General features: G+C 45.3%; 18 protein-coding genes and 1 riboswitch. Of the genes, 13 read left to right on the forward strand and 5 right to left on the reverse strand.

Features of this window, described 5'->3' with window-relative positions:
* Positions 1–89: 89 nt before the first annotated feature.
* On the reverse strand, positions 90–674 hold the full coding sequence (locus QWY16_RS03895; protein WP_300991566.1) for a DUF2238 domain-containing protein: 585 nt from the start codon (positions 672–674) through the stop codon (positions 90–92).
* A gap of 521 nt (positions 675–1,195) precedes the next feature.
* Between QWY16_RS03895 and QWY16_RS03900 the strand changes: the two genes are divergently transcribed.
* Complete coding sequence (locus QWY16_RS03900; RefSeq protein WP_300991567.1) at positions 1,196–1,759, forward strand: DUF1269 domain-containing protein; 564 nt, start codon at positions 1,196–1,198, stop codon at positions 1,757–1,759.
* A gap of 507 nt (positions 1,760–2,266) precedes the next feature.
* Positions 2,267–3,439 carry a M20 family metallo-hydrolase gene (locus QWY16_RS03905; protein WP_300991568.1) on the forward strand — a complete coding sequence of 391 codons (1,173 nt, stop codon included), beginning with the start codon at positions 2,267–2,269 and terminating at the stop codon, positions 3,437–3,439.
* A 278-nt stretch (positions 3,440–3,717) separates the two neighbouring features.
* Here QWY16_RS03905 and QWY16_RS03910 read toward each other — a convergent pair whose 3' ends face one another.
* Positions 3,718–4,614, reverse strand: a complete 897-nt coding sequence (locus QWY16_RS03910) for a MerR family transcriptional regulator (RefSeq protein WP_300991569.1) — start codon at positions 4,612–4,614, stop codon at positions 3,718–3,720.
* Between the two features lie 228 nt (positions 4,615–4,842).
* On the opposite strand from QWY16_RS03910, the gene QWY16_RS03915 reads away from it, so the two are divergent.
* The 8 genes from QWY16_RS03915 to QWY16_RS03950 all read left to right on the forward strand — a co-directional run bounded on the left by QWY16_RS03915 (position 4,843) and on the right by QWY16_RS03950 (position 13,438).
* A complete protein-coding gene (locus QWY16_RS03915) occupies positions 4,843–6,363 on the forward strand; it encodes a phytoene desaturase family protein (RefSeq protein WP_300991571.1) in 1,521 nt (506 codons plus the stop codon).
* A 14-nt stretch (positions 6,364–6,377) separates the two neighbouring features.
* Positions 6,378–7,235, forward strand: a complete 858-nt coding sequence (locus tag QWY16_RS03920) for a phytoene/squalene synthase family protein (protein ID WP_300991573.1) — start codon at positions 6,378–6,380, stop codon at positions 7,233–7,235.
* Positions 7,236–7,576: 341 nt separating this feature from the next.
* Positions 7,577–9,076, forward strand: coding sequence for a phytoene desaturase family protein (locus tag QWY16_RS03925; RefSeq protein ID WP_300991575.1), 1,500 nt, complete (start codon positions 7,577–7,579; stop codon positions 9,074–9,076).
* Between the two features lie 133 nt (positions 9,077–9,209).
* Positions 9,210–9,734 carry a glycosyl-4,4'-diaponeurosporenoate acyltransferase CrtO family protein gene (locus QWY16_RS03930; protein ID WP_300991576.1) on the forward strand — a complete coding sequence of 175 codons (525 nt, stop codon included), beginning with the start codon at positions 9,210–9,212 and terminating at the stop codon, positions 9,732–9,734.
* A gap of 178 nt (positions 9,735–9,912) precedes the next feature.
* On the forward strand, positions 9,913–10,368 hold the full coding sequence (locus QWY16_RS03935) for a hypothetical protein (protein ID WP_300991578.1): 456 nt from the start codon (positions 9,913–9,915) through the stop codon (positions 10,366–10,368).
* Between the two features lie 105 nt (positions 10,369–10,473).
* Positions 10,474–10,788, forward strand: a complete 315-nt coding sequence (locus tag QWY16_RS03940) for a DUF3870 domain-containing protein (RefSeq protein ID WP_300991580.1) — start codon at positions 10,474–10,476, stop codon at positions 10,786–10,788.
* A gap of 254 nt (positions 10,789–11,042) precedes the next feature.
* Positions 11,043–12,203 carry a CaiB/BaiF CoA transferase family protein gene (locus tag QWY16_RS03945; protein WP_300991582.1) on the forward strand — a complete coding sequence of 387 codons (1,161 nt, stop codon included), beginning with the start codon at positions 11,043–11,045 and terminating at the stop codon, positions 12,201–12,203.
* 17 nt (positions 12,204–12,220) lie between these two features.
* A complete protein-coding gene (locus QWY16_RS03950) occupies positions 12,221–13,438 on the forward strand; it encodes an acyl-CoA dehydrogenase family protein (RefSeq protein WP_300991584.1) in 1,218 nt (405 codons plus the stop codon).
* A 160-nt stretch (positions 13,439–13,598) separates the two neighbouring features.
* On the opposite strand, the gene QWY16_RS03955 is transcribed toward QWY16_RS03950, so the two are convergent.
* Positions 13,599–14,075 (reverse strand): SRPBCC domain-containing protein, encoded by a 477-nt coding sequence (locus QWY16_RS03955; RefSeq protein WP_300991586.1) that lies wholly within the window; start codon positions 14,073–14,075, stop codon positions 13,599–13,601.
* 331 nt (positions 14,076–14,406) lie between these two features.
* Between QWY16_RS03955 and QWY16_RS03960 the strand changes: the two genes are divergently transcribed.
* From QWY16_RS03960 to QWY16_RS03970, 3 genes are all read left to right on the forward strand, one after another.
* The gene (locus tag QWY16_RS03960; protein WP_300991587.1) at positions 14,407–15,324 is read left to right on the forward strand and encodes a hypothetical protein; all 918 of its coding nucleotides are present in this window, start codon (positions 14,407–14,409) and stop codon (positions 15,322–15,324) included.
* Between the two features lie 315 nt (positions 15,325–15,639).
* Positions 15,640–16,542, forward strand: a complete 903-nt coding sequence (locus QWY16_RS03965) for an alpha/beta hydrolase (protein ID WP_300991588.1) — start codon at positions 15,640–15,642, stop codon at positions 16,540–16,542.
* A gap of 177 nt (positions 16,543–16,719) precedes the next feature.
* Positions 16,720–16,838, forward strand: a riboswitch (SAM riboswitch).
* Positions 16,839–16,996: 158 nt separating this feature from the next.
* Positions 16,997–17,830, forward strand: a complete 834-nt coding sequence (locus QWY16_RS03970) for a MetQ/NlpA family ABC transporter substrate-binding protein (RefSeq protein ID WP_300991590.1) — start codon at positions 16,997–16,999, stop codon at positions 17,828–17,830.
* Between the two features lie 115 nt (positions 17,831–17,945).
* Here the strand turns inward: QWY16_RS03970 and QWY16_RS03975 are convergent, their stop codons facing one another.
* Together QWY16_RS03975 and QWY16_RS03980 are read right to left on the reverse strand one after the other, a co-directional pair.
* Positions 17,946–18,749, reverse strand: coding sequence for a metallophosphoesterase (locus QWY16_RS03975; RefSeq protein WP_300991591.1), 804 nt, complete (start codon positions 18,747–18,749; stop codon positions 17,946–17,948).
* Between the two features lie 103 nt (positions 18,750–18,852).
* Positions 18,853–20,154 carry an acetamidase/formamidase family protein gene (locus QWY16_RS03980; RefSeq protein WP_300991592.1) on the reverse strand — a complete coding sequence of 434 codons (1,302 nt, stop codon included), beginning with the start codon at positions 20,152–20,154 and terminating at the stop codon, positions 18,853–18,855.
* Positions 20,155–20,382 lie beyond the last annotated feature (228 nt).

Below are 20,382 nucleotides of genomic sequence, written 5' to 3' on the forward strand. Positions count from 1 at the left end.
TTTTTAATCGGGTTGAATCCCCGTTTCTGAATGAGTTATCTCAAATAGCTTTCGATAAACTGCAGGGCATCTTACATAGATTATCTGATTTATTTCTTTTGTCTTTGCTTTAAAATAATAAAAGCCGTAACGGTTCCTCCAACTAACCCGTCGATCATATCAATCATGGTGTCATCCGGGTTCCGTCCTTGGATCGTAAAGTTGAGCAATTTATCTCCAGCGAACTCCATCAATTCCCAGACCGCTGCAGAAGCAAGCGAAAAACAAATGATGTAAAGGCCGATAAAAGCATTTGGGAGCCGGGCTGTCAACTGTTCTCCCAGCATTTTCTGCAGGATAATCCAGCTTCCAACCGCCAACATGACTCCTGATGCAATATGAAGAAAATCATCAAAATGCGGAATATCATAAAAACCGCCAAAAGTACCCAGTCCCACTGAAATAAAGATAAAACCATAAACGATGTTCACAAAAAAGCTCGGCAGCGAATGTTTAAGCCGTCTTTGCGCAAAAGCGATTGCCCCCATCAGTATGAGTGTGAAAATGCCCATCATCACTTTTGTGTTTTCTCCACTGGCAAACATATAACCCGTACCAATGGCCAACAAAATGAACACACTCCACCAAACGGTTCTTTCCCCTGTTTCCCCGTGTCCGTTCTTCAATAATTCCATCTACGTTCATCCTTTCGAAAACCTTTTAAAAAATGCCCTATTGAATCATTTTACTTCATATCCAGCTCAAAGGGGTTGATTTACTATTGAACCAGGATTTACTGGCGCTGTCATTTGGGCTTTTAAACTTCAATGGAATCACAATTGCAATACCTCTAAGGTCCGGAAAGCGGCTCCAGTTACCGGCTCGATTTTGACGGAAACCCGCAACACCTGAAATTTAAGAGTAAATTCCGGGGAAAAGGGTATGTATTATAAGGTAGGGCTAAAAAAGTCCAGCGAGTGAGTATCAAACGGATTTTTGTTTGGTATGGACACTGGCCATAAAATATGTGCTCCTGTCACTCCTTTACATCGCTGAGCTATTGTTTAACAGGATGGCAAATGGTTTGATGCGGGCGTTGAATTGTTGGAAATTACTAGGTAGACAGTATTTCCAAGCTTGCCGTTATTGCTAAAAAAACGGCGGTGACGGAAGAATTATATGGAGCAGCATTTCGAATAATAAAAAAATGGAGTGGATGAAACACATGGAAAATGTCATCATTAGTTATTTTAAAGTGGAAAGCGAAGCTTATCAGGCGTTATCGGATTTGAAGAAAGCCAGTACGTTCAATGAGAATTTTACGTTGTCACAAGTGGTATTATTAAAAAAATCAAATGAACAAATTATAATGCAGGATGGATTCGACACAGGCAAACGGACGCAAAATGACACGTGGAAAGGCGGGTTAATCGGTACGCTTGTTGGAATTTTAGGCGGTCCGCTTGGCATGCTGCTTGGGTTCGGGATTGGGTCAGTGGTCGGAATGGCCAAAGATACAGGCGAAGCCAGGGAAGAATCGAACCTCATTACAGCGCTCTCTACCCGGATGAAAGAAGGGGAAGTGGCAATTGTGGCAATCGCCCAAGAGCAGACTGAAGAATCCTATAATCTGATTTTAGAGAAGTACGGTGCGGTAACAGTGCGTTACAGTGCCAACGATATCCAGGAAGAAGTGGAACATGCTCAGAATGTAGAGAAAAATCTCCAGGACCGGGCAAAAGAAGAAATGCGGCAGAAACGTTCTGACTATCGCAAATAAAAGCCGAAGAATAACGCAGCAAATTCAAGGAACAGTTGGAAAACCTCCAAAAGCGGGTTTCTTCCACATACTAAGCTAGAACAAGCAATCTAAATATAGAAGACTCCAACCCCCTGTTTAAACTTTTCATGGAAACAGGGGGTTGGAGTCTTTGTTTTTAAAAGCCTTATGGCGGCACTTGTTAATTGAGCTGTCCAGTTTAAGTGCGTCATTGTTCGGTTTGATTGCTTAATAGGGTGAGTTGATTGTGGGAGCGGCATCCCATAAAGTGAAGGAGAATTAAGATGGAATTCGAAAAAAAATTATAGGAAAGATTTTAACGCCTTGAAGTAGTTTCTAAGGTGAAATTGGAATAAATAACGGGAATATTAGAAGCAGCGGAGTACTCGAAGGGCGGGATGTCCATGATTCCGGAGAAGACATTGGATTCCCATGATAAAGATGTAGAAGAACGGGCCACTGTCCAATTTGTAAAACCAAATTAAGGTTTGGAGGGTGTGATCAAAAATGAAGATTAACCATCAAAGACTAATGGATCTGCTTGATGAATTGAACCAGATCACTTCAGAAGGTGAAGGGATCACACGCCTTGCTTACACGAAACAAGAAAAATCGGCGTTGGACTGGTTCATCGAAAAATGTGAGCAGTATTCCATTAGAACGCACCGCGATGCTATCGGCAATGTATTCGGGACCATCGGACCGGAAGCTGAAAAAGGGCTTTTGATCGGTTCACATCTTGATACCGTGAAAAACGGCGGAAAATACGACGGCGCACTTGGTGTAGTAGCTGGGTTGGAAATATTGATCACGCTGTTGGAGAACGGTGCTCAATTAGAGAAGCCGGTGACGGTCGTTTCGTTCCGCGGTGAAGAAGCGAATATTCTGGGCGGCACATTCGGCAGCCGTGCATTTTGCGGAACCATCGAATTTGATGAAGATTTTGTCAAACGACTGGAAAGTACGCCTTTCAGCCTCCAGCAAGTGAAAGAGACCGTCGGAGCAGAACGGTACAGCAATTACTTGGAGCTCCACATCGAACAAGGGAAAAAGTTGGAGAACAATGGTGCGGACATCGGAGTCGTCCATGCGATTGCGGGCATCAAGCGGCTGGACGTCACTGTCCACGGGGAAGCTGCGCATTCCGGGACAATAGGAATGGAAGAGCGGAACGATGCGCTCATCAGCACGGCAAAAATCCTGCTGGAATTCGAGCGTCTCGTCAAAATGTATGGTGAACCGAATGTCGGGACAGTCGGCGAATTGTATGTGCATCCGAATTTGCCGAACGTCGTGCCGGGGCAAGTGGATTTCACCCTCGAAGTCAGAGGGACGGATATGGAGACCATGCGTGAAATAGCGGAGCGGTTTTCGGACTATGCCTCCACTTACCACCAGGTGGCCATCAAGCCGAATATCGAAAAGCACCCATCCGATTTGTCGGAAAAAATAGTTGCCACAGTGGAGCAAGTTTGCAGAGAAGCTGGCATGGGTTACCGGGTGATGATGAGCGGCGCGAACCACGATGCGAATTCACTGGCGGCCGTCATGGATTCCGGGATCATCTTCATCCCGTGCGTGAACGGTGTCAGCCATAACCCGAAAGAACGTGTAGAAGCAGCCGATATTGAGAAAGGTGCAAATGTGCTGTTCAGAAGTGCATTGAGCTTGTTGAAATGATTCATTTCCCTTCTGTGAGATTATCGATGGAAATTTGATGATGCCGGGAAAAGTCATTCTGCCGATTTGGCAGCTGATTATTTTTCAATGAAATGGCCGGATAATGAAGAAGGATAAACTTAGGCGCATAAATAGAGAGTGATGTTACTGCATGTAATAATTACTGGAAATGAAAGACGGGCACCGTTTCAACTTTGAAACGGTGCCCGTCTTTTTTGCTGGGAATAAGAAAGATGACATCCATGATAGAAAATAAGCTATCTTTGACTTTATTTTTACTAATCAATTTCATCACGGTTTTCATCGAAAACATCCGCCATGGAATAAGCAATCTGGATCCTATTCGGCTTGAAATAGATTTTGTGGTCGAACACGCCGCTGCCTCCTATGAAGAATGCAGTAGCATCGTTTCTTTCTGCAATGTCTTCCAACTGTTCAAACAAATGAAGATTGTGCTGGAACGGCGTAGCGGTTGTTGCGGATAACAGAATTTTCTGTGGCTGCAATCGCTGCACTAAGTATTCAATCGACGACAACTTCGGGGAAGGTCCAGCTGCAATCGTTTGCCATCCATGCATCATCGCTTGGAGCAAAATAATGTGCAAGGGGATTTCATGCGTTTCGTGGGGCAAGCAGCACCCGAGCATGAGAGGAGACCCTTCCGCTAAATCAAAGTTTCTTCGGATTTGGACCAAGAAATCACGGACGGCCAAACTGGTGATGGTTTCTTGGCTTTCATCCCATTTTCCGCTTGCCCATAAATCCCCGATTTCCCGCATCAACGGCTGGACCGTAGTGCTTAAGAATTTCTCCAAGCCATAACGGTGAAGGGCTTGCTTTAATAACAGCAATAAACCGGCCTCATCGTAAATAGCGCCTTTCTCTAAAAGGGCCAGCACATCTTCGCTTAAAGGCATTTTAGGAACGGGATTTGGAGCTTGATGCGAATGGAACAAATGCAGTGCTTCTTTCATTGAATGGCCTTGGTCCCGCAATCTGCAAACTTTCATCAATGTGCCCACATCTTCGCATGTGTACAACCTATAGCCATTTCTATGCCGTTTCGGGCAGATCAGTCCATAGCGCTGTTCCCATTTGCGGATCACTTGCGGAGATAAACCAGTAAGTTCAGAAACTTCTTTTACAAGAAGACGATGCTCTTGGTTTGTTTTCATTGTGCCGGGCCTCTTTTCTTCGAAGAAATCCTAGTATTTCTTATATACTTACCTTATACTAATGCTATATAAACATTATACAAAAATTACGCATAGAATGTTTCAAACCGATTGTGATGGGTATAAAAGGTAATAATACACTGTGCTTCTATGGTTAACTGTAAAATGTTTTGGCCAAACCTTGTACAAGTGAAGCGTTAGACTAAAAGTAGAATCGAGGAGATTCATTTGAAAAAAAGTGTTAGTGTCATCGGGGCAGGCGTGGCCGGGCTTGCGAGTGCTTGCCGACTGCAGTGTGCTGGATACGAAGTTACCTTATATGAAAAAGAAGCCATGGCTGGCGGAAAGATGAACCGAATCCAACAAGACGGTTATCAGTTTGACTTAGGGCCAACTATTGTCATGATGCCCGAACTTTACCGTGAAGTATTTGAAATGTGCGGCGTCGACCCGGATGACTATATTCCGATGCAGCGTCTGGATCCGATGTACAGCGTCTTTTTTGAAGGCGAGAGGGATGAACATTACGAAATCAGCTCAGACTTGATCAAGCTGACAAAAACGCTCGAACAATTTGGAGAAGAAGATGCACAAGGCTTTTTTAAATACATCCAAGAAATCTACAGCCGTTTCGTAGTCGCTAAAGAACATTTTCTTCAAAAACCTTTCCGCAAACCATCCGACTTTTACAATCTGTCGGTGCTGCGCCAAGGGTTAAAGCTGAAGACGTTCGACAATGCGGATACTTTCATCAGCAAATACATTAAAAATGAACGCCTGAAACAAATGATCAGTTTCCAAACCCTGTATATCGGTGTTTCTCCTTACAGCGGCCCATCTCTTTACACAATGATTCCGATGATCGAATTCCTGTATGGCGTGTGGTTCATTAAAGGCGGGATGTATACCTTGGCACAGTCTCTTGAACGCTTATTCTTGGAAAAGGGCGGTACGGTCCGCTACAACTCTTCGGTGGATGAGATTGTGATTGAAAGCGGCCAAGCAAAAGGCATTCAAGTGAACGGCGAATTCATTCCTTCAGACTTTGTGATGTGCAATGCCGATTTCCCTTATGCGATGAAGAATCTGGTTGCAGAACCAAAGGCAAAAGGAAAATATACCGATAAGAAAATCGACAATATGAAATACTCGTGCTCGTGTTTCTTGATGTATCTCGGCATGGATAAGAAGTATGAGGAAGTGCCGAATGCCCACAACTTTATTTTCAATGAAGAACTAGAACAGAACTTGAATGACATCTTTTCAGGAAAACGTCTCGACACGGCCTCATTCTATGTTTATATTGGTTCTAAGCTGGATCCGAGCCTCGCGCCTGAAGGGAAAGACGGGCTGTACGTCCTCGTTCCGGTGTCCGACAAATCGGTTTCACAATATGAATGGAACGATGAAACAATCCAGCATTACCGCAACAATATCTTAGGTGCTTTGGAGAAAGTCAAAGGATTCGAAAACGTGAAACAGGAAATCGTATCTGAATCGTATATGACCCCGCCCGATTTTGAACGGCGCTTTAATGCCTACAACGGAGCAACTTTCGGTCTTCAGCCAACACTTGCACAAAGCAATCATTTGCGCCCTCAAAGTAAGGCCACTCATTGTGAAAACCTTTACTTTACAGGAAGCAGCACTCACCCGGGCGCCGGTGTTCCGATTGTTCTGCTGTCCGCACGAATCGCCACGGAGGAACTATTGCATGATGACAAAGGAATCCTATTCCATACCCGCTGAAAGGGGAGCTTTCTATGACTGCTCAAATGTCTGTTCCAGACGACTTTGCGTTTTGTGAACAAATCATTAAACGACACTCGAAAAGTTTTTACTACGCCTTCTCAAAACTGCCGGAGGAAAAAGCGCAAGCCGTCTATGCCCTTTATGCTTTTTGCCGGACGGCAGATGACAGCGTGGATGAAAACCTTGGAAGTGCAGCTCAGCTGGCAGCTTTGGATAAACTGACAGACGAACTTGATCGTTTTGCCGGGAAGCAGGAAATCAATCATCCGTTATGGCGTGCATTGCGTGTGGTCTTCAACAAATATGAAATGGACCTCGAGCCATTTTATGACCAAATCAAAGGGCAAAGGATGGATATTTCTTTTTCCGCCCCTAAAACGCTGGAAGATGTGGAAACGTACAGCTATTACGTTGCCGGATCTGTTGGCCGGATGCTGTTGCCGATTATTGCTTCAAATTCGAAAGTGGATTGTACAGATTCTGCCGTCAGTCTCGGAGTAGCGATGCAATTGACGAATATTCTACGGGATGTCGGAGAAGACTACCGCGGGAAAAGAAGAATCTACCTTCCGACAGAAGAACTCAAGAGAGCAGGCTACCGCGTTGAGCAATTGGCCAACGCAGAAATCACCGGCAGTTTCATAGAAGTGTGGGAAGGGATGGCCAAGCGTGCTGAAGATTTGTATGACGAGTTTCTTGAATGCGTTTCGAACTTTGACGAAGACAGCCGCTTTCCTGTGCTGGTATCTGCACAAGTCTACCGAGGGATTTTAGGGAGTGTCCGCCAAAACAATTACGATTGTTTCGCCCGGAAAAACTATGTGACGAAACGGGAAATGGTGCGGATTTTGAGTGACTCAATTATATAAGTTTAGTTAATAATCATCACTTTTTGATATTCCGCAAAACAGCTCCGCTTTCCTGCAGGCTCGCGCCAAGCCTCCTCAGCCGCTTCGCGTCTTGCGGGGTCTCGGCTGTCTCGCTGTCCTGCGGGAGTCTCCGCTGTTTTGCTCCATATCTTCTAGTTAAAAAGAGAGAAAGCTTCTGACTACTTCTTATACAGCATTTCCCTTGCGACGGAGCTAGCGCAGCGATGCAAGGGCACAAGTCTTTGCTTTACTCAAAGCGGCCGAAGCGGCATGCAAAAGTGAATTTCTTTTGTTCAACTTATATGGATGAAAATAACTTCGGAAAGAAGGACGGTACACATATGGCGAATCCCAACAAATCCGTACTCGTTATCGGAGGAGGGCTCGGCGGTTTATCTGCTGCAATTTCTCTCGCACAAAACGGGTACGCTGTTTCTTTATATGAGAAGAATACACATGTGGGCGGCAAACTGAACCGTCTGGAACAGGACGGTTTCGGCTTCGACCTGGGCCCGTCCATTTTAACCATGCCGCATATTTTCGATAAGCTATTCCGTGGCAGCGGCAAGCGCTTGGTTGATTACGTGCCCATCAAGCGGCTCGGGCGCGAATGGCGTTCTTTCTTTCCGGACGGGACGGTGTTGGATTTATATGGAGATCTTCGCTTGATGGAACGGGAAAATCCGGCGCTTTCCCATAAGGGCATGAAAGAGTATTATGCATTTTTAAAGTACGCAAAACGGCTTTATGACACGACGGAAGCCGGCTATTTTGCAGAAGGCATTGATACGGTGAAAGAGGCCGTTAAGCATCACGGAGCCATGGCAGCTTTAAAAGGCTTCGACGTGAATTCAACTGTGCATGGAGCGATTTCCAAACGGATCAGCAGCCCGCATCTGCGTGATATGCTTTCCTATTTCGTCAAATACGTCGGTTCTTCTCCATACAGTGCTCCGGCGGTTCTCAATATGATGATTTACATGCAGCATGCGCAAGGCTGCTGGTATGTGCCGGGCGGGATGCATAAATTGGCGGAAGGCTTGACGAAGCTGGCGGTTGAAGAAGGCGTTCAAATCCATACCGGGATGGGTGTGGCACAGGCGCATACCAATAAAAATAAGCAAATCACGGGTGTTGAACTGGAAGATGGATCGTTCAAGGCCGCCGATTATTACGTATCGAATATGGAAGTGATTCCGTTCTATAGAAAGATGGTGGCTGCCAAAGGGAAGTTTGTGCGGAAGCTGGAGAAGAAGTTTGAACCGTCAAGTTCGGGCCTTGTCCTGCATCTTGGGGTGAAAAAGGAATATCCTTTCTTGAATCACCACAACTTCTTCTTTTCGGAGAATTTGCATGAACAAATGGAGAAAGTGTTCAAGAAACACGAGCTGCCGGACGATCCCACTATTTACGTCGTCAATGCCAACAAAACCGATCCGTCCCAAGCACCTTCCGGACATGAGAACTTAAAGATCTTGCCGCATATCCCTTATATCCAAGACCATCCATTTACCGCGGAGGATTATGTGAAGTTCGAAGCACGCGTTCTGGAAAAGCTGGAACGTATGGGCTTGCATGGATTGCGGGATCATATTGTGACGCGCGACGTCTGGACTCCCCATGATATTGAACGCACCTACGGATCCGACCGGGGAGCCATTTACGGTACCGTTTCTGATAAAAAGACGAATAAAGGCTTCAAGCACCAAAAACAAAGTGAGCTTTTTGATAATCTCTATTTTGTCGGCGGTACGGTAAATCCTGGCGGCGGCATGCCGATGGTCACACTCAGCGGCCAGCAAGTGAGCGATAAAATCGTGAAGCGCGATAAGGGAAAATAAGCCGTTCACAATGACTGTGTTTCTATCCGGTTTTATTGCTTTGTTCACTTTCTTTATTTGACCATCTACGCAAATCAACGAGTTGGCGGGGCGCAATGCCCTAATTTAAATAAAATGCTGAGGTGATCCGCAAATGCCGTTAATTGAATTGCCCATCGGTTGGCTTGTATTGGCGGATGCTGCTGCATGGACGTTTTTTCAACTCGTCATTTCTTATGGTGCGACTCGTATTCCTTTTCACTGGTTTGTCCGCCATGACCGGCTATTCCGCTCATTCCGTTTTGAACGGAATGGGGAGTTGTGGCAGCAGCTTTTTCGGATTAAAGGATGGAAAGGGCATTTGCCGGACGGGTCCATGTTTTTCCCGAGCGCTTATAACAAGCAGGCGCTTCATGGACACGATAGCCCGTCTTTGGCTGAGTTCGTGGTTGAATCCAGAAGAGCGGAATTGACCCATTGGTTAGTGATGCTGCCTGCTCCGCTTTTTTGTCTATGGAATCCGGCAGAGGCATTTTGGATGAACGTAGCCTATGCTTTTTTCTTTAATATTCCATTCATCATTACCCAGCGGTATAATCGTCCCCGCTTAGAGCGGTTGATCATCCAAAAGCAAAACAAGTCCCAGGCACTGCCTGACAGCAGAATATTGAAAAGCTGACAAGGATCAAGAGGCGACTCATGGTCCTTTTTGATTTGAAAAGATTCATCTATGCAAATAAAAGGACTTTGGAAAACCGTTGGCGAATATACTGTCAAAAAGAATCTGAAGATATTTAATGTGCCCAGCGAATGACGAAGGAAGCGGCCAAATTGCAACGAAACGGGAGGGATTAGTGATGGAAACAACTGCTCGAGACGACATGATGAAGCGAATGGACTTTTTCATCGGCAATTGGAACATGGAAGTGATTCACCCTCATATTCAGCCAAGCCCAATCTCAGGCCAAACCAATTTTAGGTGGCTCGATGAGAAGTATGTCATCCAACGCACGCATATCAACAAAAGCGAATTTCCCGATAACACGATTATTTACGACTGCAATCCGGATACGGGCCAGTATTTGATGCATTATTTCGATTCGCGGGGAGTGACCCGTCTGTACTCCATGAACCTGGAGAATGGAGTTTGGAAATGGTGGAGAAACACAGCCGATTTTTCGCCTTTGAAGTTCCAGCAGCGTTTTACCGGAGAAGTCGATGACACGGGAAAGACCATACGAAGCCTATTGGAAAAATCGGACGACGGTGTAAATTGGGAGCGTGATTTCGAAGTGGTGTATCGAAAAGATTAAGACAACACAGATCATTGAGACGGAATTAAAGAAGGCGTCAAGCTGTGTGGAATGCTATTATACTGAAAGAGTTAAGATTTGTTTCTTGAAGAAGGGAATGAAAAGATGAACACGATTTTTATTGCGGGCCACTCCCGGCTGCCTTCTGGAATGGCAGCCCAAAATATATACGAAACGCTGACGATTACAGCAGAAGTGGATAAAAAATACGGCGTGATTGTAACCGCCAGCTGCACTTTAGCGACGGCTCACGGCCAGGAATTCATACATCAATTGCTGAGAGGGTACAGCCTTCAAGACGGGATAGAAGAACCGATCGCAAAACTGAAAAGTCATTACTTAGGAAAAGCAGGGAATGCCTTGATTTCCGCCTTAAAGGATTTGCACAAACAATACGAGACTCGTGAAACTTACCATTGATTTTTCAGATTATTTTATTTTTTCTGTTTACAAGCAGGGTTTAATAGGTTAGGATTGGAAGTACGAATCATGCCGAAACGCAAACGCGTTCGTCCCGCATGGTCAATTTTTAAATGTATAATCCCATACTGCCTAGTCTGCCGACAACCTCTTCCAGGTTGTTCGCCACAGATAAAAGCCAGTTCAATTTGGATAAACAGCTTGCTGTTGTCTATTTGAACTGGCTTTTTTGTTGCCACGAAAGGAGTGAAATCATGTCTGGAGCGTTAAAGAATATCAAAGTCCTGGATTTATCACGGGTACTGGCAGGTCCTTATTGCACGATGATCTTAGGCGATTTAGGCGCAGAAGTCCTGAAAGTGGAAGCGCCCGGAGGAAGCGATGAAACCCGGAGGTGGGGGCCGCCTTTCAAGGAAGACGTAAGCGCTTATTATCTCAGTGCCAATCGAAACAAAAAAGCCATAACAGTGGATCTCCGGACGGAAGAAGGCGTTGAAATCGTTAAAACGCTGGCTTCGGAAAGTGATGTGGTGATCAACAACTTCAAAACCGGGAAAATGGAAAAATTTGGGCTGGGGTATGAGACCTTGGCGGAGTTGAACCCGCGCATCGTTTATTGTTCAATTACCGGGTTCGGGGAGACGGGGCCAGAGCGTGATATGCCAGGCTATGATTTTATCATCCAAGCCATGAGCGGGTTGATGAGCATAACGGGAACAACAGAATCAGGCCCTCAAAAGTCGGGGGTTGCGATTGTCGATGTCCTGACGGGGCTGTATGCGTGCATTGGCATCCAGGCAGCTTTATTGGAACGCACCGTTTCAGGGAAAGGGCAAAAGCTCGATATTTCCTTGTATGATTCTGCGGTGAGCGCATTGATCAATATTGGCAGCAGTTACTTGATGTCAGAAAAGATTCCGACGGCTCTCGGAAATACGCATGCCAATATTGTTCCGTATCAAACATTCCGCACTGCTGACGGGGAAATGGTAATTGCTGTCGGAAACGACCATCAATTTGCAGCGCTGTGCAAAGTTCTTGGGAAACCGGAGCTTGCCTGGGATGACAAGTATAAGTCAAATCCGGTGCGTGTAGAGAATCGGGAACAGCTGATTCCAATTCTTCAAGAGCAATTATTAGCGGAGAAAACAGCTTTTTGGCAAGAAAAACTGAAAGGATGCAATGTTCCGAGTGGTCCCATTCAGAACTTGGAGGACGTTGTAAATGACAAGCAGCTTCAATCACGGAATATGTTTATCGAACACGATCATCCGACAGCCGGCCGAATCAAAATGATCGGCAGCCCGCTGAAATTGTCCAGAACGCCAGTGGAAGTGAAACGTCATCCGCCGATGCCGGGAGAACATAATGAGGAAGTATTCAACCGCTTGAAAAAAATGAAAACATATAACTAATAAGGGAGAGAAAAACGATGAACTTTAACTTTACTCAAGAACAGGAATTGCTGCGCAGCGCTACCCGGAATTTTGTAGACAAGGAAATCATGCCGTATATCGAAGAATGGGACCGCGAAGGGCAATCAGACCCGGCGATTTATTCCAAACTTGCAGAACTGGGGTTGATGGGTGTATGCATTCCCGAACAATATGGCGGCAGTGGCATGGATTATAATTCACTGGCCATCGTTTGTGAAGAGTTGGAGCGGGGCGACACGACTTTCCGTACAGCGGTTTCGGTCCATATCGGACTGAATAGCATGACGCTTCTTCAGTGGGGAACCGAAGAACAGAAACAGAAGTATTTAACGCCGCAAGCCAGCGGAGAAAAGATCGGGGCATTTGGGTTGACCGAGCCAGGCGCTGGATCAGATGTGGCTGCGATGCAGACGACTGCGAAAAAAGACGGCGACCACTATATTCTGAATGGCCAAAAAACATGGATTTCATTATGCGATGTGGCTGACCATTTCCTGGTTTTCGCTTATACAGGAGAACAGTCAGGGAAACATAAAGCAATTTCGGCATTTATTGTAGAACGGACGTGGGAAGGATTTTCTTCCAAAGCGATTAAAGGGAAACACGGCATCCGGGCAGGCAATACCGGGGAGTTGTTCTTCGAGGATGTCAAAGTGCCAAAAGAGAATTTGCTTGGCGAAGAAGGGGAAGGATTTAAAATCGCGATGGCGGCACTCGATAATGGCCGTTTTACTGTTGCTGCAGGAGCAGTGGGGCAAATTATGGCTTGTTTAGAAGCAAGCGTCAGTTATTGCCACGAACGCAAAACCTTCGGAAAAGAGATTGGCAGACACCAGCTTGTTCAGCAAATGATTGCGAAAATGGAAGCGGGCTATCAAATGAGCCGTCTGCTTGTGTACCGGGCCGGTGAACTGAAAAACGAAGGAAAGCGCAATACGAGAGAAACGTCTCTGGCTAAATGGCAAGCCTGTGATTTTGCCAACCAGGCTGCAGACGACGCTTTCCAGATTCATGGAGCTTATGGCTATTCAGACCAGTATCCGGTCAGCCGCTTTTTGCGGAATTCCAAAGCGCCGGTCATTTATGAAGGGACACGTGAAATCCATACCATTATGCAAGCGGAATATGTACTCGGTTATAAGGAAGACAAACCGTTAAGCAAAACCCTTCCAGCTTGGCAAGAGGAAACCATTGCTTCGTTGACGAATAAATAAACTTTATAAGATTACGGCAATACCGTGATGACAACCTTGCCTGTGAAACAGAATACAGAGTTGAAATTCATGCACCCAAAACGCAGTTGGATAAGCTGTCTAAGATTTAAGAAAGGTGGAAATTAAATGGCTTCTGCAGAAGCCATTTAATTTCCACCTTCTATTTTTCAATAAATTCAGCAAGGTTTTCAAGTGTGGAATTTAAACCGGTATCATGGTCTTCTTTTCGTATTCCTTCAGGGACGTGTTCGCAAACGATTGTCACTTTTGTTCCTGCTGGAACGGCTTCCAAATACCAAGTCTGACTCATCTCGCCGGAAAACGCCGGATCTTCAGAATCGAATTTTCCGGAACACACAATTTTGGTGTCCGGAACCAACTCCAAAAACTTTCCTTCGGTTACGTCCGTATTGTCGGAAGTCTTTCCGGGGGTTGGATGATCGGTTTCGTAGGTAAGAGTCATCCGGTAAGTTCCGCCTTCGTGAGGTTCAAAAACGTCCATATGGGCCGACATTCCTTTTGGCGGAAGCCAAGAACGCAAAGATACAGGGTTCATGAACGCTTGGTAGATAGCATTCGGCGACGCCTTAATCACTCTTGAAGCGGAATCGATTCGGTAGCTTGATGGAGTTGCCATATTAAAACCTCCTGATTGAGTTTAATGTAGTATACCCATTTTCAGCTGGAAACCATTCCCGATAAATCTGGAAATGCGACATAATCTAAATTGTATAGACCGCCACTTCCGACGTATTAACGTTTAGGAAGCGGCGGTTTTTTATTTAATGTAATAAATTGTGTCGTTTTTTAGAATTGTAACGAGTGACGACAGGTATAAAAGACTATTTAGGTAGATTAAAAGTAATTATTAATGTAATATATAGGAAAAGTTGTAAACATTAAAGATTAGTAAGACCCCCCTGTCTCGGATAATGTGAAAAATAGGATGACTAGAAAGAGGAATGAAGATGAGAAACCAGATTAAGACCATGGCAAAAAATATTGTTTTATTTAGCACAATTACAACTGTAACTTTGACTGGCGGAGTAGGAAGCGTCTATGCTGCAGAAGCACCGGCATACTCGAATACTCAAGCTTACGAAGCGCAGCATATTGAACAGGATGCCAAGTACTCGAAGAAAGTGATGAGAGCGGTCCGGGTTAGTTTGGGAGTGGATGCTAAGTCAATACAAGTAGATGCCGTGATTCAAACGATGCCGAAAGTGAACGTCATGGACCGTTACTTAGCTTCATTCGGTAAAAAGGTCAAAGGAAATGAAGTTCGGCTGGCGGTAAAAGAGATCTTTGATATCGATCTGAACTACGTTTCGAAGATGGATTATGGCAGCAAATTGGCCAGCTATCCTACAGATGTGATGGAAAGCTTGCGCGTCTCTTTGAACGAAGAACCGGCATCGACTAAGCAAGATGCACGGATTATGGAAATGGCGAAAAATGAAGTGATGGACCGCTATCTGAAAGAACATGATTACGCACTCACTGGCGCAGAAAGCCGCGTGCTGATCAACCAGATTTTCGGCGTTAATCTGGAGGGCATTTCCACTTTGGAACATATGCAATTAGCGGTCAGCTCTAAAGGCCAATGGATTGTGAAAAGTGATACGGATCTATTCGTTCTCGAATCCAGCTTGGATGACGTCGATGTTTCCATTTATACAACACCTTACTTTAAAGAAGTGACAGGCAGCGACCAATTGCCGGAGCCGTTAAAAACGAAATTAATGGAACTTGGCTTTACGTATAATGAAGAAGCCAATCGGCTGTATTACAAAAACCCAACCGGGGAATCTGTGCCGGATGCGTTCAAAGGCCGAGTAATGGGGATTCTGATTGGCACGATTGTGACGGAATACAAGAACAAATAATAGGAAAACCTTCAAGGACTTAGAGGAAACTCTTGGTCCTTTTTTTGCGCTTTCCTTTCTTGTAGAATGATTGGGCATGATGGGTTATAGAGCAAAACTTAATGTTTTAGAAGAATATAAGGCAGGCCGATTTCGGGCAGCTCTGCTAGGGTTTGTAATGAAAAATACTAACCAGGGTCTTTAAAAGGAATTCTCCTTCAATTGACCTGTACAATAATCAATCCTTTATATTAATTATCTGATTTTTCTGATATATTTAGAAAGAGGAAGTTTTTGCTATATTTTCGAAATAATAAATTCCAAAGGAGGGATGGAATGAACGTTATCAAGAATGATATTACGTTCGCGAGTGAAGGGTTAAATTGCAAGGGCTGGTTATACGTTCCGGAAGGAGGCGAGCCTAGTAAGAAACCGGCGATTGTCATGGCGCATGGATTTAATGCGGTGAAAGAGATGCATTTGAAAAACTTCGCAGAAAAATTTGCAGAGGCAGGATTTGCCGTATTGGTTTTTGATTACCGATTTATCGGGGAAAGTGAAGGGGAGCCAAGGCAGCATGTGATTCCTGCAGAGCAGCATAAAGATTATAGAAATGCGATCAGCTGGATTTCAACTCATGATCAAGTAGATGAAAATCGAATTGGCATTTGGGGAACTGGCTACAGCGGAGCTCATGCATTGCATTTGGCGGCAATAGATCCGCGGGTGAAAGTTGTCGTAGCCCAAACTCCCGTGGTAAACGGATGGAAGAGTGCTCAACGGTTAATGAGAAATGATATATTCCAAGGATTCGTCCAAAATCTAAGTGCTTACCGTCTGGCCCGTTATATGGGAGCCGAGCACCAGTATGTGCCGGTAGTTGCACCAGAAGGTGAAGTAAGTGCTTTGCCAATTCCAGAGGCTTTTGAGTGGTTTACTGAAACAGGGAACACGATTGCACCAAATTGGGAAAATAGAATTACGCTTGAAACAATGGAAGCTCTTTTGGAATATAGCCCAAGCAGCACGATTGAGCGTATTTCCCCGACACCTTTATTAATATTGGTGGCAGAAAATGATATGTTGGCGACAGCGGATTTAACCATAGAAGCATTTCAAAAAGCACATGAGCCAAAAAAATTAGTGATTCTTCCCGGCGGCCACTATAGTGCCTATGGAGAACCAGGATTGTCGGGTTTTCTTCCACCGCAAATTGAGTGGTTCAAGGAGCATTTGTGAGACTGATTTAAAGGAAGCAGAGAGACGAAAAAATCGCTTTCCTTTATCAATGGAAATTCTAAACCTAAGTTGTATTTCACTCTGGTTCTTTATTGCTAAAATTCACAATAAACAAAATGGGTCTTGCTTTTTGCGTTATATTGAAATAGTATGAAAATATAAATTAAATATGTAAATCTCTTATGAAGAGCGGCGGAGGGACTGGCCCTGTGAAGCCCGGCAACCATTCAAGGTTTTGAACGACCATGAAAAGGTGCTACATCCTGCAAAATACTTGGTATTTTGGAAAATAAGAGAGGTGTAAACTCAAACTTTTTTGAATGCCTCTCTTTTAAGAGAGGCATTTTTATTTTTCACAAAAAAGGAAGCGGTTGTCATTACAACGGCTGCATGCAGTTGAAGGTTTTACTGGCCACACTGGCAATGAAAAAGAAACAGGAAAAGGGGAAATGACATGAAGAAATGGATAGCAGGAAGTGTACTGGTTTTGTCAGCAGCAGTTTTAGGAGCTTGCGGAAGTGGTGAAGAGGCATCAACTAAAGAAGCGGAAAGCCTTGTCAGTGACGGTGTTTTAACTGTCGGCGTAACCGGTGGCCCGCATGAAGAGCTCGTCGGAAAAGTTGCGGAGCTTGCAGAAGAGCAAGGACTGGACTTCACCATTGAAACGAAAGTGTTCTCTGACTACGTAATGCCGAATGTTGCGTTAGCAGAAGAGGAAATTGACTTGAACTCATTCCAGACGGAACCGTTTTTTGAAGAAATGAAAAAAAGCCGGGACTTGGATTTGGTCCGCGTCGGTGATACGGTCACGTTTCCGATGGGCATTTATTCATTAGACTACAAAGATGTCAGCGAACTGCCGGAAGGAGCAAAAATCGGTTTGCCGAGTGATCCGACCAATAGCGGACGGGCTTTGGCGTTGTTCGAAAAAGCGGGCCTTCTTAAAGTGAAGGAAGGCGTCGGCTTGCAGGCGACTGTGATGGATATCGCTGAAAACAAAAACAACTACGAGTTTATCGAACTGGACTCTGCTCAAATTCCACGCCAATTGAACGAGCTGGATGCAGCAGCGATCAATACCAATTTCGCACTTGAAGCGGGCTTTGTGCCAGCAGAAGATTCGATTTTCATCGAACCAAGCGATTCGCCTTTCGTCAACCTTGTTGCGTCACGCACTGAAAACAAAGACGATGAAGCGATCAAGCAATTCCTTGAACTGTACCATAGCGATGAAGTAAAACAATTCATTGAAAAAGATTTCAGCGGATCGCTTATTCCTTCATGGTAAAACCTAATGAGAAAGCCGCCTTCGATGGAATCCATCGAAGGCGGCTTTTTTTGTTTAACGGTATTGGCCAGCAGTCGCAGCATCGAAAAAGGGAAGATGCGGAAAGCGCAAATCTTTAAATTTCAATCATTTTAATCGTTGATGCGATTTCTTCTTCAGCCGACTGCAGGTTCCATTCATGTGGGTAATAGCCGAGTGGATTGCAGATTACTTCAATGTTTTTATAATGTTCATGATAGCGTGTATGGGTATGGCCAAAAATAAGCTTTTTGACCTGGTATTCCAACGCCAGTTCGCCAAAGCGCGAACTTCCCATCATCGCATTGAAGAAATCCCAGCTCGGATCTTCCTTCACTTGCAGAAAATGAGCGAACGGTACAACATGAGTGACCAGGATTATGTTTTTGCCGCGATATTCTTTGAGCCAGTTCTCCAGTTTTGCGGTATACTGCTCCGTCAAGGCAGAGTCGGTTACTGGCCAGTGGGCATACGTTTTATCCGGCCAGGTAAAGCTGCCGAATACGCCTTTGGCAAATTGCTGTTCAGTAAATCCCGCAACGCCGAATGTGTAATCATACCAGCCGCCATCGCCGATTACGACCCAGTCCTCGTTCAATTGGACAGGGCCGTTGCCAAGATTTCCGCGGAACTCGAGAAGTTTGGAATAGGCAGCGGCGGAATCTTCCGCATAGACATCGTGGTTGCCATGGACGAATAATAGCTTGGTTTCCAGAAAACCGTCTTGCAGCCGATTTAAAAGAGCCAAGCCTTTTTCAGGGCCGGCAGCTAGATCTCCGCTCACGATGAATACGTCAGGGGAGTGGTTTTTTACCCATTGTTCGACTATAGCTAGAATATCTGTTTCTGCTTTTTTGCGGTTTAACCCTTCATGAATGTCTGATAAAACGGCGATTTTCAACTGCGGTTCCTCCTGTCTCGGTTGCATCTGTTTAAAATCCATATTCCGGTCATGCACTGATTCAGTAAGAACGCCATTCCTTTTCTGGAATGGCGTTTTTGTATTATCCGTACTGATTTTTGACTAAGTCGAATAAATCGGTTTTTTTCAAATACGCTTCCGGAGCAAGGAAAGTCACCGTAATGACACCTGGATGGCGGCCGATTTCAATCGCTCCGGTGATGGTCGCACGGTTCATGATTTCCGGAACGGACACACCGAAAAATTCAGCAGCTCGGTTCAACCCGTTTTCAGTCGCATCATTCAAATTCGGCCCGGATCCGATAAAAGAGACCGGATAAGATTGTTCGATCTGAGAGACGTTCCATTTGTCGGCAATTTGCTGGGCGGATTGCCGTTCTTCTGCAGTGAACGGCTTCGCCGTATAGGGCAGGTCCTCGACATTCGGCAGCAAGATTGGTCCTTTGATATTAAACCCTTTCAGGACATGGACTTGGAGATGGGTGATGCCCGAAACGTCTGCTGTATGCCCAGCGATTTCACCGTCTCCTTGCATCGCATGCATATCACCGAGGTAAACGCCGCCTCCGGGAACTTTAACAGGGCAGATCAAAACAGCACCGGCGCGCACACGGTTGACATCCAAATGGCCGTCCGTCCGGTGGGTTTCCAATTCTTCCTGCGTGCTCGCATAATCATGGGTGGCACCGACCAGGAAAGAACCGAAATCTCCGGCATTATGGGAATCAGGCGTTGGCCGGGATGGCGTCGTTCCCAATTGTCCGAGGAAAGGGCGCATGCGTGCCATCGTGCCGACCAAGTCATGTGGTGCAAACGTGACGACCGGATTTTGTACAGAAGCTTCGGGAGTTTTCATGTAATCCCGTCCAGCTTTTGCAATGGTTTCAGCTGCTTCTTGCGGCAAGGTGAGGCCGACATCGCCGTTTTCCCCAAAGAAAATGGTATAGCCATTCGTGAAAACGAACGGAGTGGCGTCCGCTCCACACTTCGCACAGCGGATGGCTTCCATGCCGATGCCTTTAATGACGGTTTCCGGATTCTTTGTTCCGCATTCCGGACATTTCGCGGCGACGTAGCCATCACCGTCTGCGCGGTCTTCAATCATTTTGTCGTTGCCGGAAGCGGTCGCTTGGGAAGTGACCGTGATGGACTGGATCCGGATGGCAATTGCGTCGCCCGGTTCAGCCCCTTCCACATAAACAGGTTTTGTCACTTCGTGGCCGCCTTTGATGCTTGGTGTAATCATAGGGCCCCAACAGCCTGGAGCCGTATTCGCAATAATGTATCCACCGTCTTTCACCGGCCCTAACATTTCTTTTCCCGGATCCAAAATGCCGTCTACGAAATGATTGACAAATAACGTTTCGACTACCGTTTTGTTCACAATAATCCTCCTCTTTATTCGAATTATCAGACTACTTAAATTATATAGGTTTAGGGGGCCTTTAACAATTAAATGCGCTGTTTTGCATTTTCAAACAGCCTGCTCAATTCAGAATTTAAAGAAGGAAAGACGACTTTTTTATATCAATAAAACCAACGATTTCAAAGACGGCTTCCATCTATATAACAGCAGGAGCCAGGCCCATAAATGAACTGTGTATCGAAATAG

This window comes from Planococcus shenhongbingii (assembly GCF_030413635.1).
GTDB lineage: Bacteria > Bacillota > Bacilli > Bacillales_A > Planococcaceae > Planococcus > Planococcus shenhongbingii.

What these genes read in the sequence shown, in the direction of transcription:
- QWY16_RS03925 (WP_300991575.1), top strand. Translation starts at nt 7,577, where the DNA reads ATGGCGAATCCCAACAAATCCGTACTCGTTATCGGAGGAGGGCTCGGC.
- QWY16_RS03920 (WP_300991573.1), top strand. Translation starts at nt 6,378, where the DNA reads ATGACTGCTCAAATGTCTGTTCCAGACGACTTTGCGTTTTGTGAACAA.
- QWY16_RS03945 (WP_300991582.1), top strand. Translation starts at nt 11,043, where the DNA reads ATGTCTGGAGCGTTAAAGAATATCAAAGTCCTGGATTTATCACGGGTA.
- QWY16_RS03910 (WP_300991569.1), bottom strand. Translation starts at nt 4,614, where the DNA reads ATGAAAACAAACCAAGAGCATCGTCTTCTTGTAAAAGAAGTTTCTGAA.
- QWY16_RS03955 (WP_300991586.1), bottom strand. Translation starts at nt 14,075, where the DNA reads ATGGCAACTCCATCAAGCTACCGAATCGATTCCGCTTCAAGAGTGATT.
- QWY16_RS03935 (WP_300991578.1), top strand. Translation starts at nt 9,913, where the DNA reads ATGGAAACAACTGCTCGAGACGACATGATGAAGCGAATGGACTTTTTC.
- QWY16_RS03960 (WP_300991587.1), top strand. Translation starts at nt 14,407, where the DNA reads ATGAGAAACCAGATTAAGACCATGGCAAAAAATATTGTTTTATTTAGC.
- QWY16_RS03895 (WP_300991566.1), bottom strand. Translation starts at nt 674, where the DNA reads ATGGAATTATTGAAGAACGGACACGGGGAAACAGGGGAAAGAACCGTT.
- QWY16_RS03940 (WP_300991580.1), top strand. Translation starts at nt 10,474, where the DNA reads ATGAACACGATTTTTATTGCGGGCCACTCCCGGCTGCCTTCTGGAATG.
- QWY16_RS03900 (WP_300991567.1), top strand. Translation starts at nt 1,196, where the DNA reads ATGAAACACATGGAAAATGTCATCATTAGTTATTTTAAAGTGGAAAGC.
- QWY16_RS03970 (WP_300991590.1), top strand. Translation starts at nt 16,997, where the DNA reads ATGAAGAAATGGATAGCAGGAAGTGTACTGGTTTTGTCAGCAGCAGTT.
- QWY16_RS03930 (WP_300991576.1), top strand. Translation starts at nt 9,210, where the DNA reads ATGCCGTTAATTGAATTGCCCATCGGTTGGCTTGTATTGGCGGATGCT.
- QWY16_RS03950 (WP_300991584.1), top strand. Translation starts at nt 12,221, where the DNA reads ATGAACTTTAACTTTACTCAAGAACAGGAATTGCTGCGCAGCGCTACC.
- QWY16_RS03965 (WP_300991588.1), top strand. Translation starts at nt 15,640, where the DNA reads ATGAACGTTATCAAGAATGATATTACGTTCGCGAGTGAAGGGTTAAAT.
- QWY16_RS03905 (WP_300991568.1), top strand. Translation starts at nt 2,267, where the DNA reads ATGAAGATTAACCATCAAAGACTAATGGATCTGCTTGATGAATTGAAC.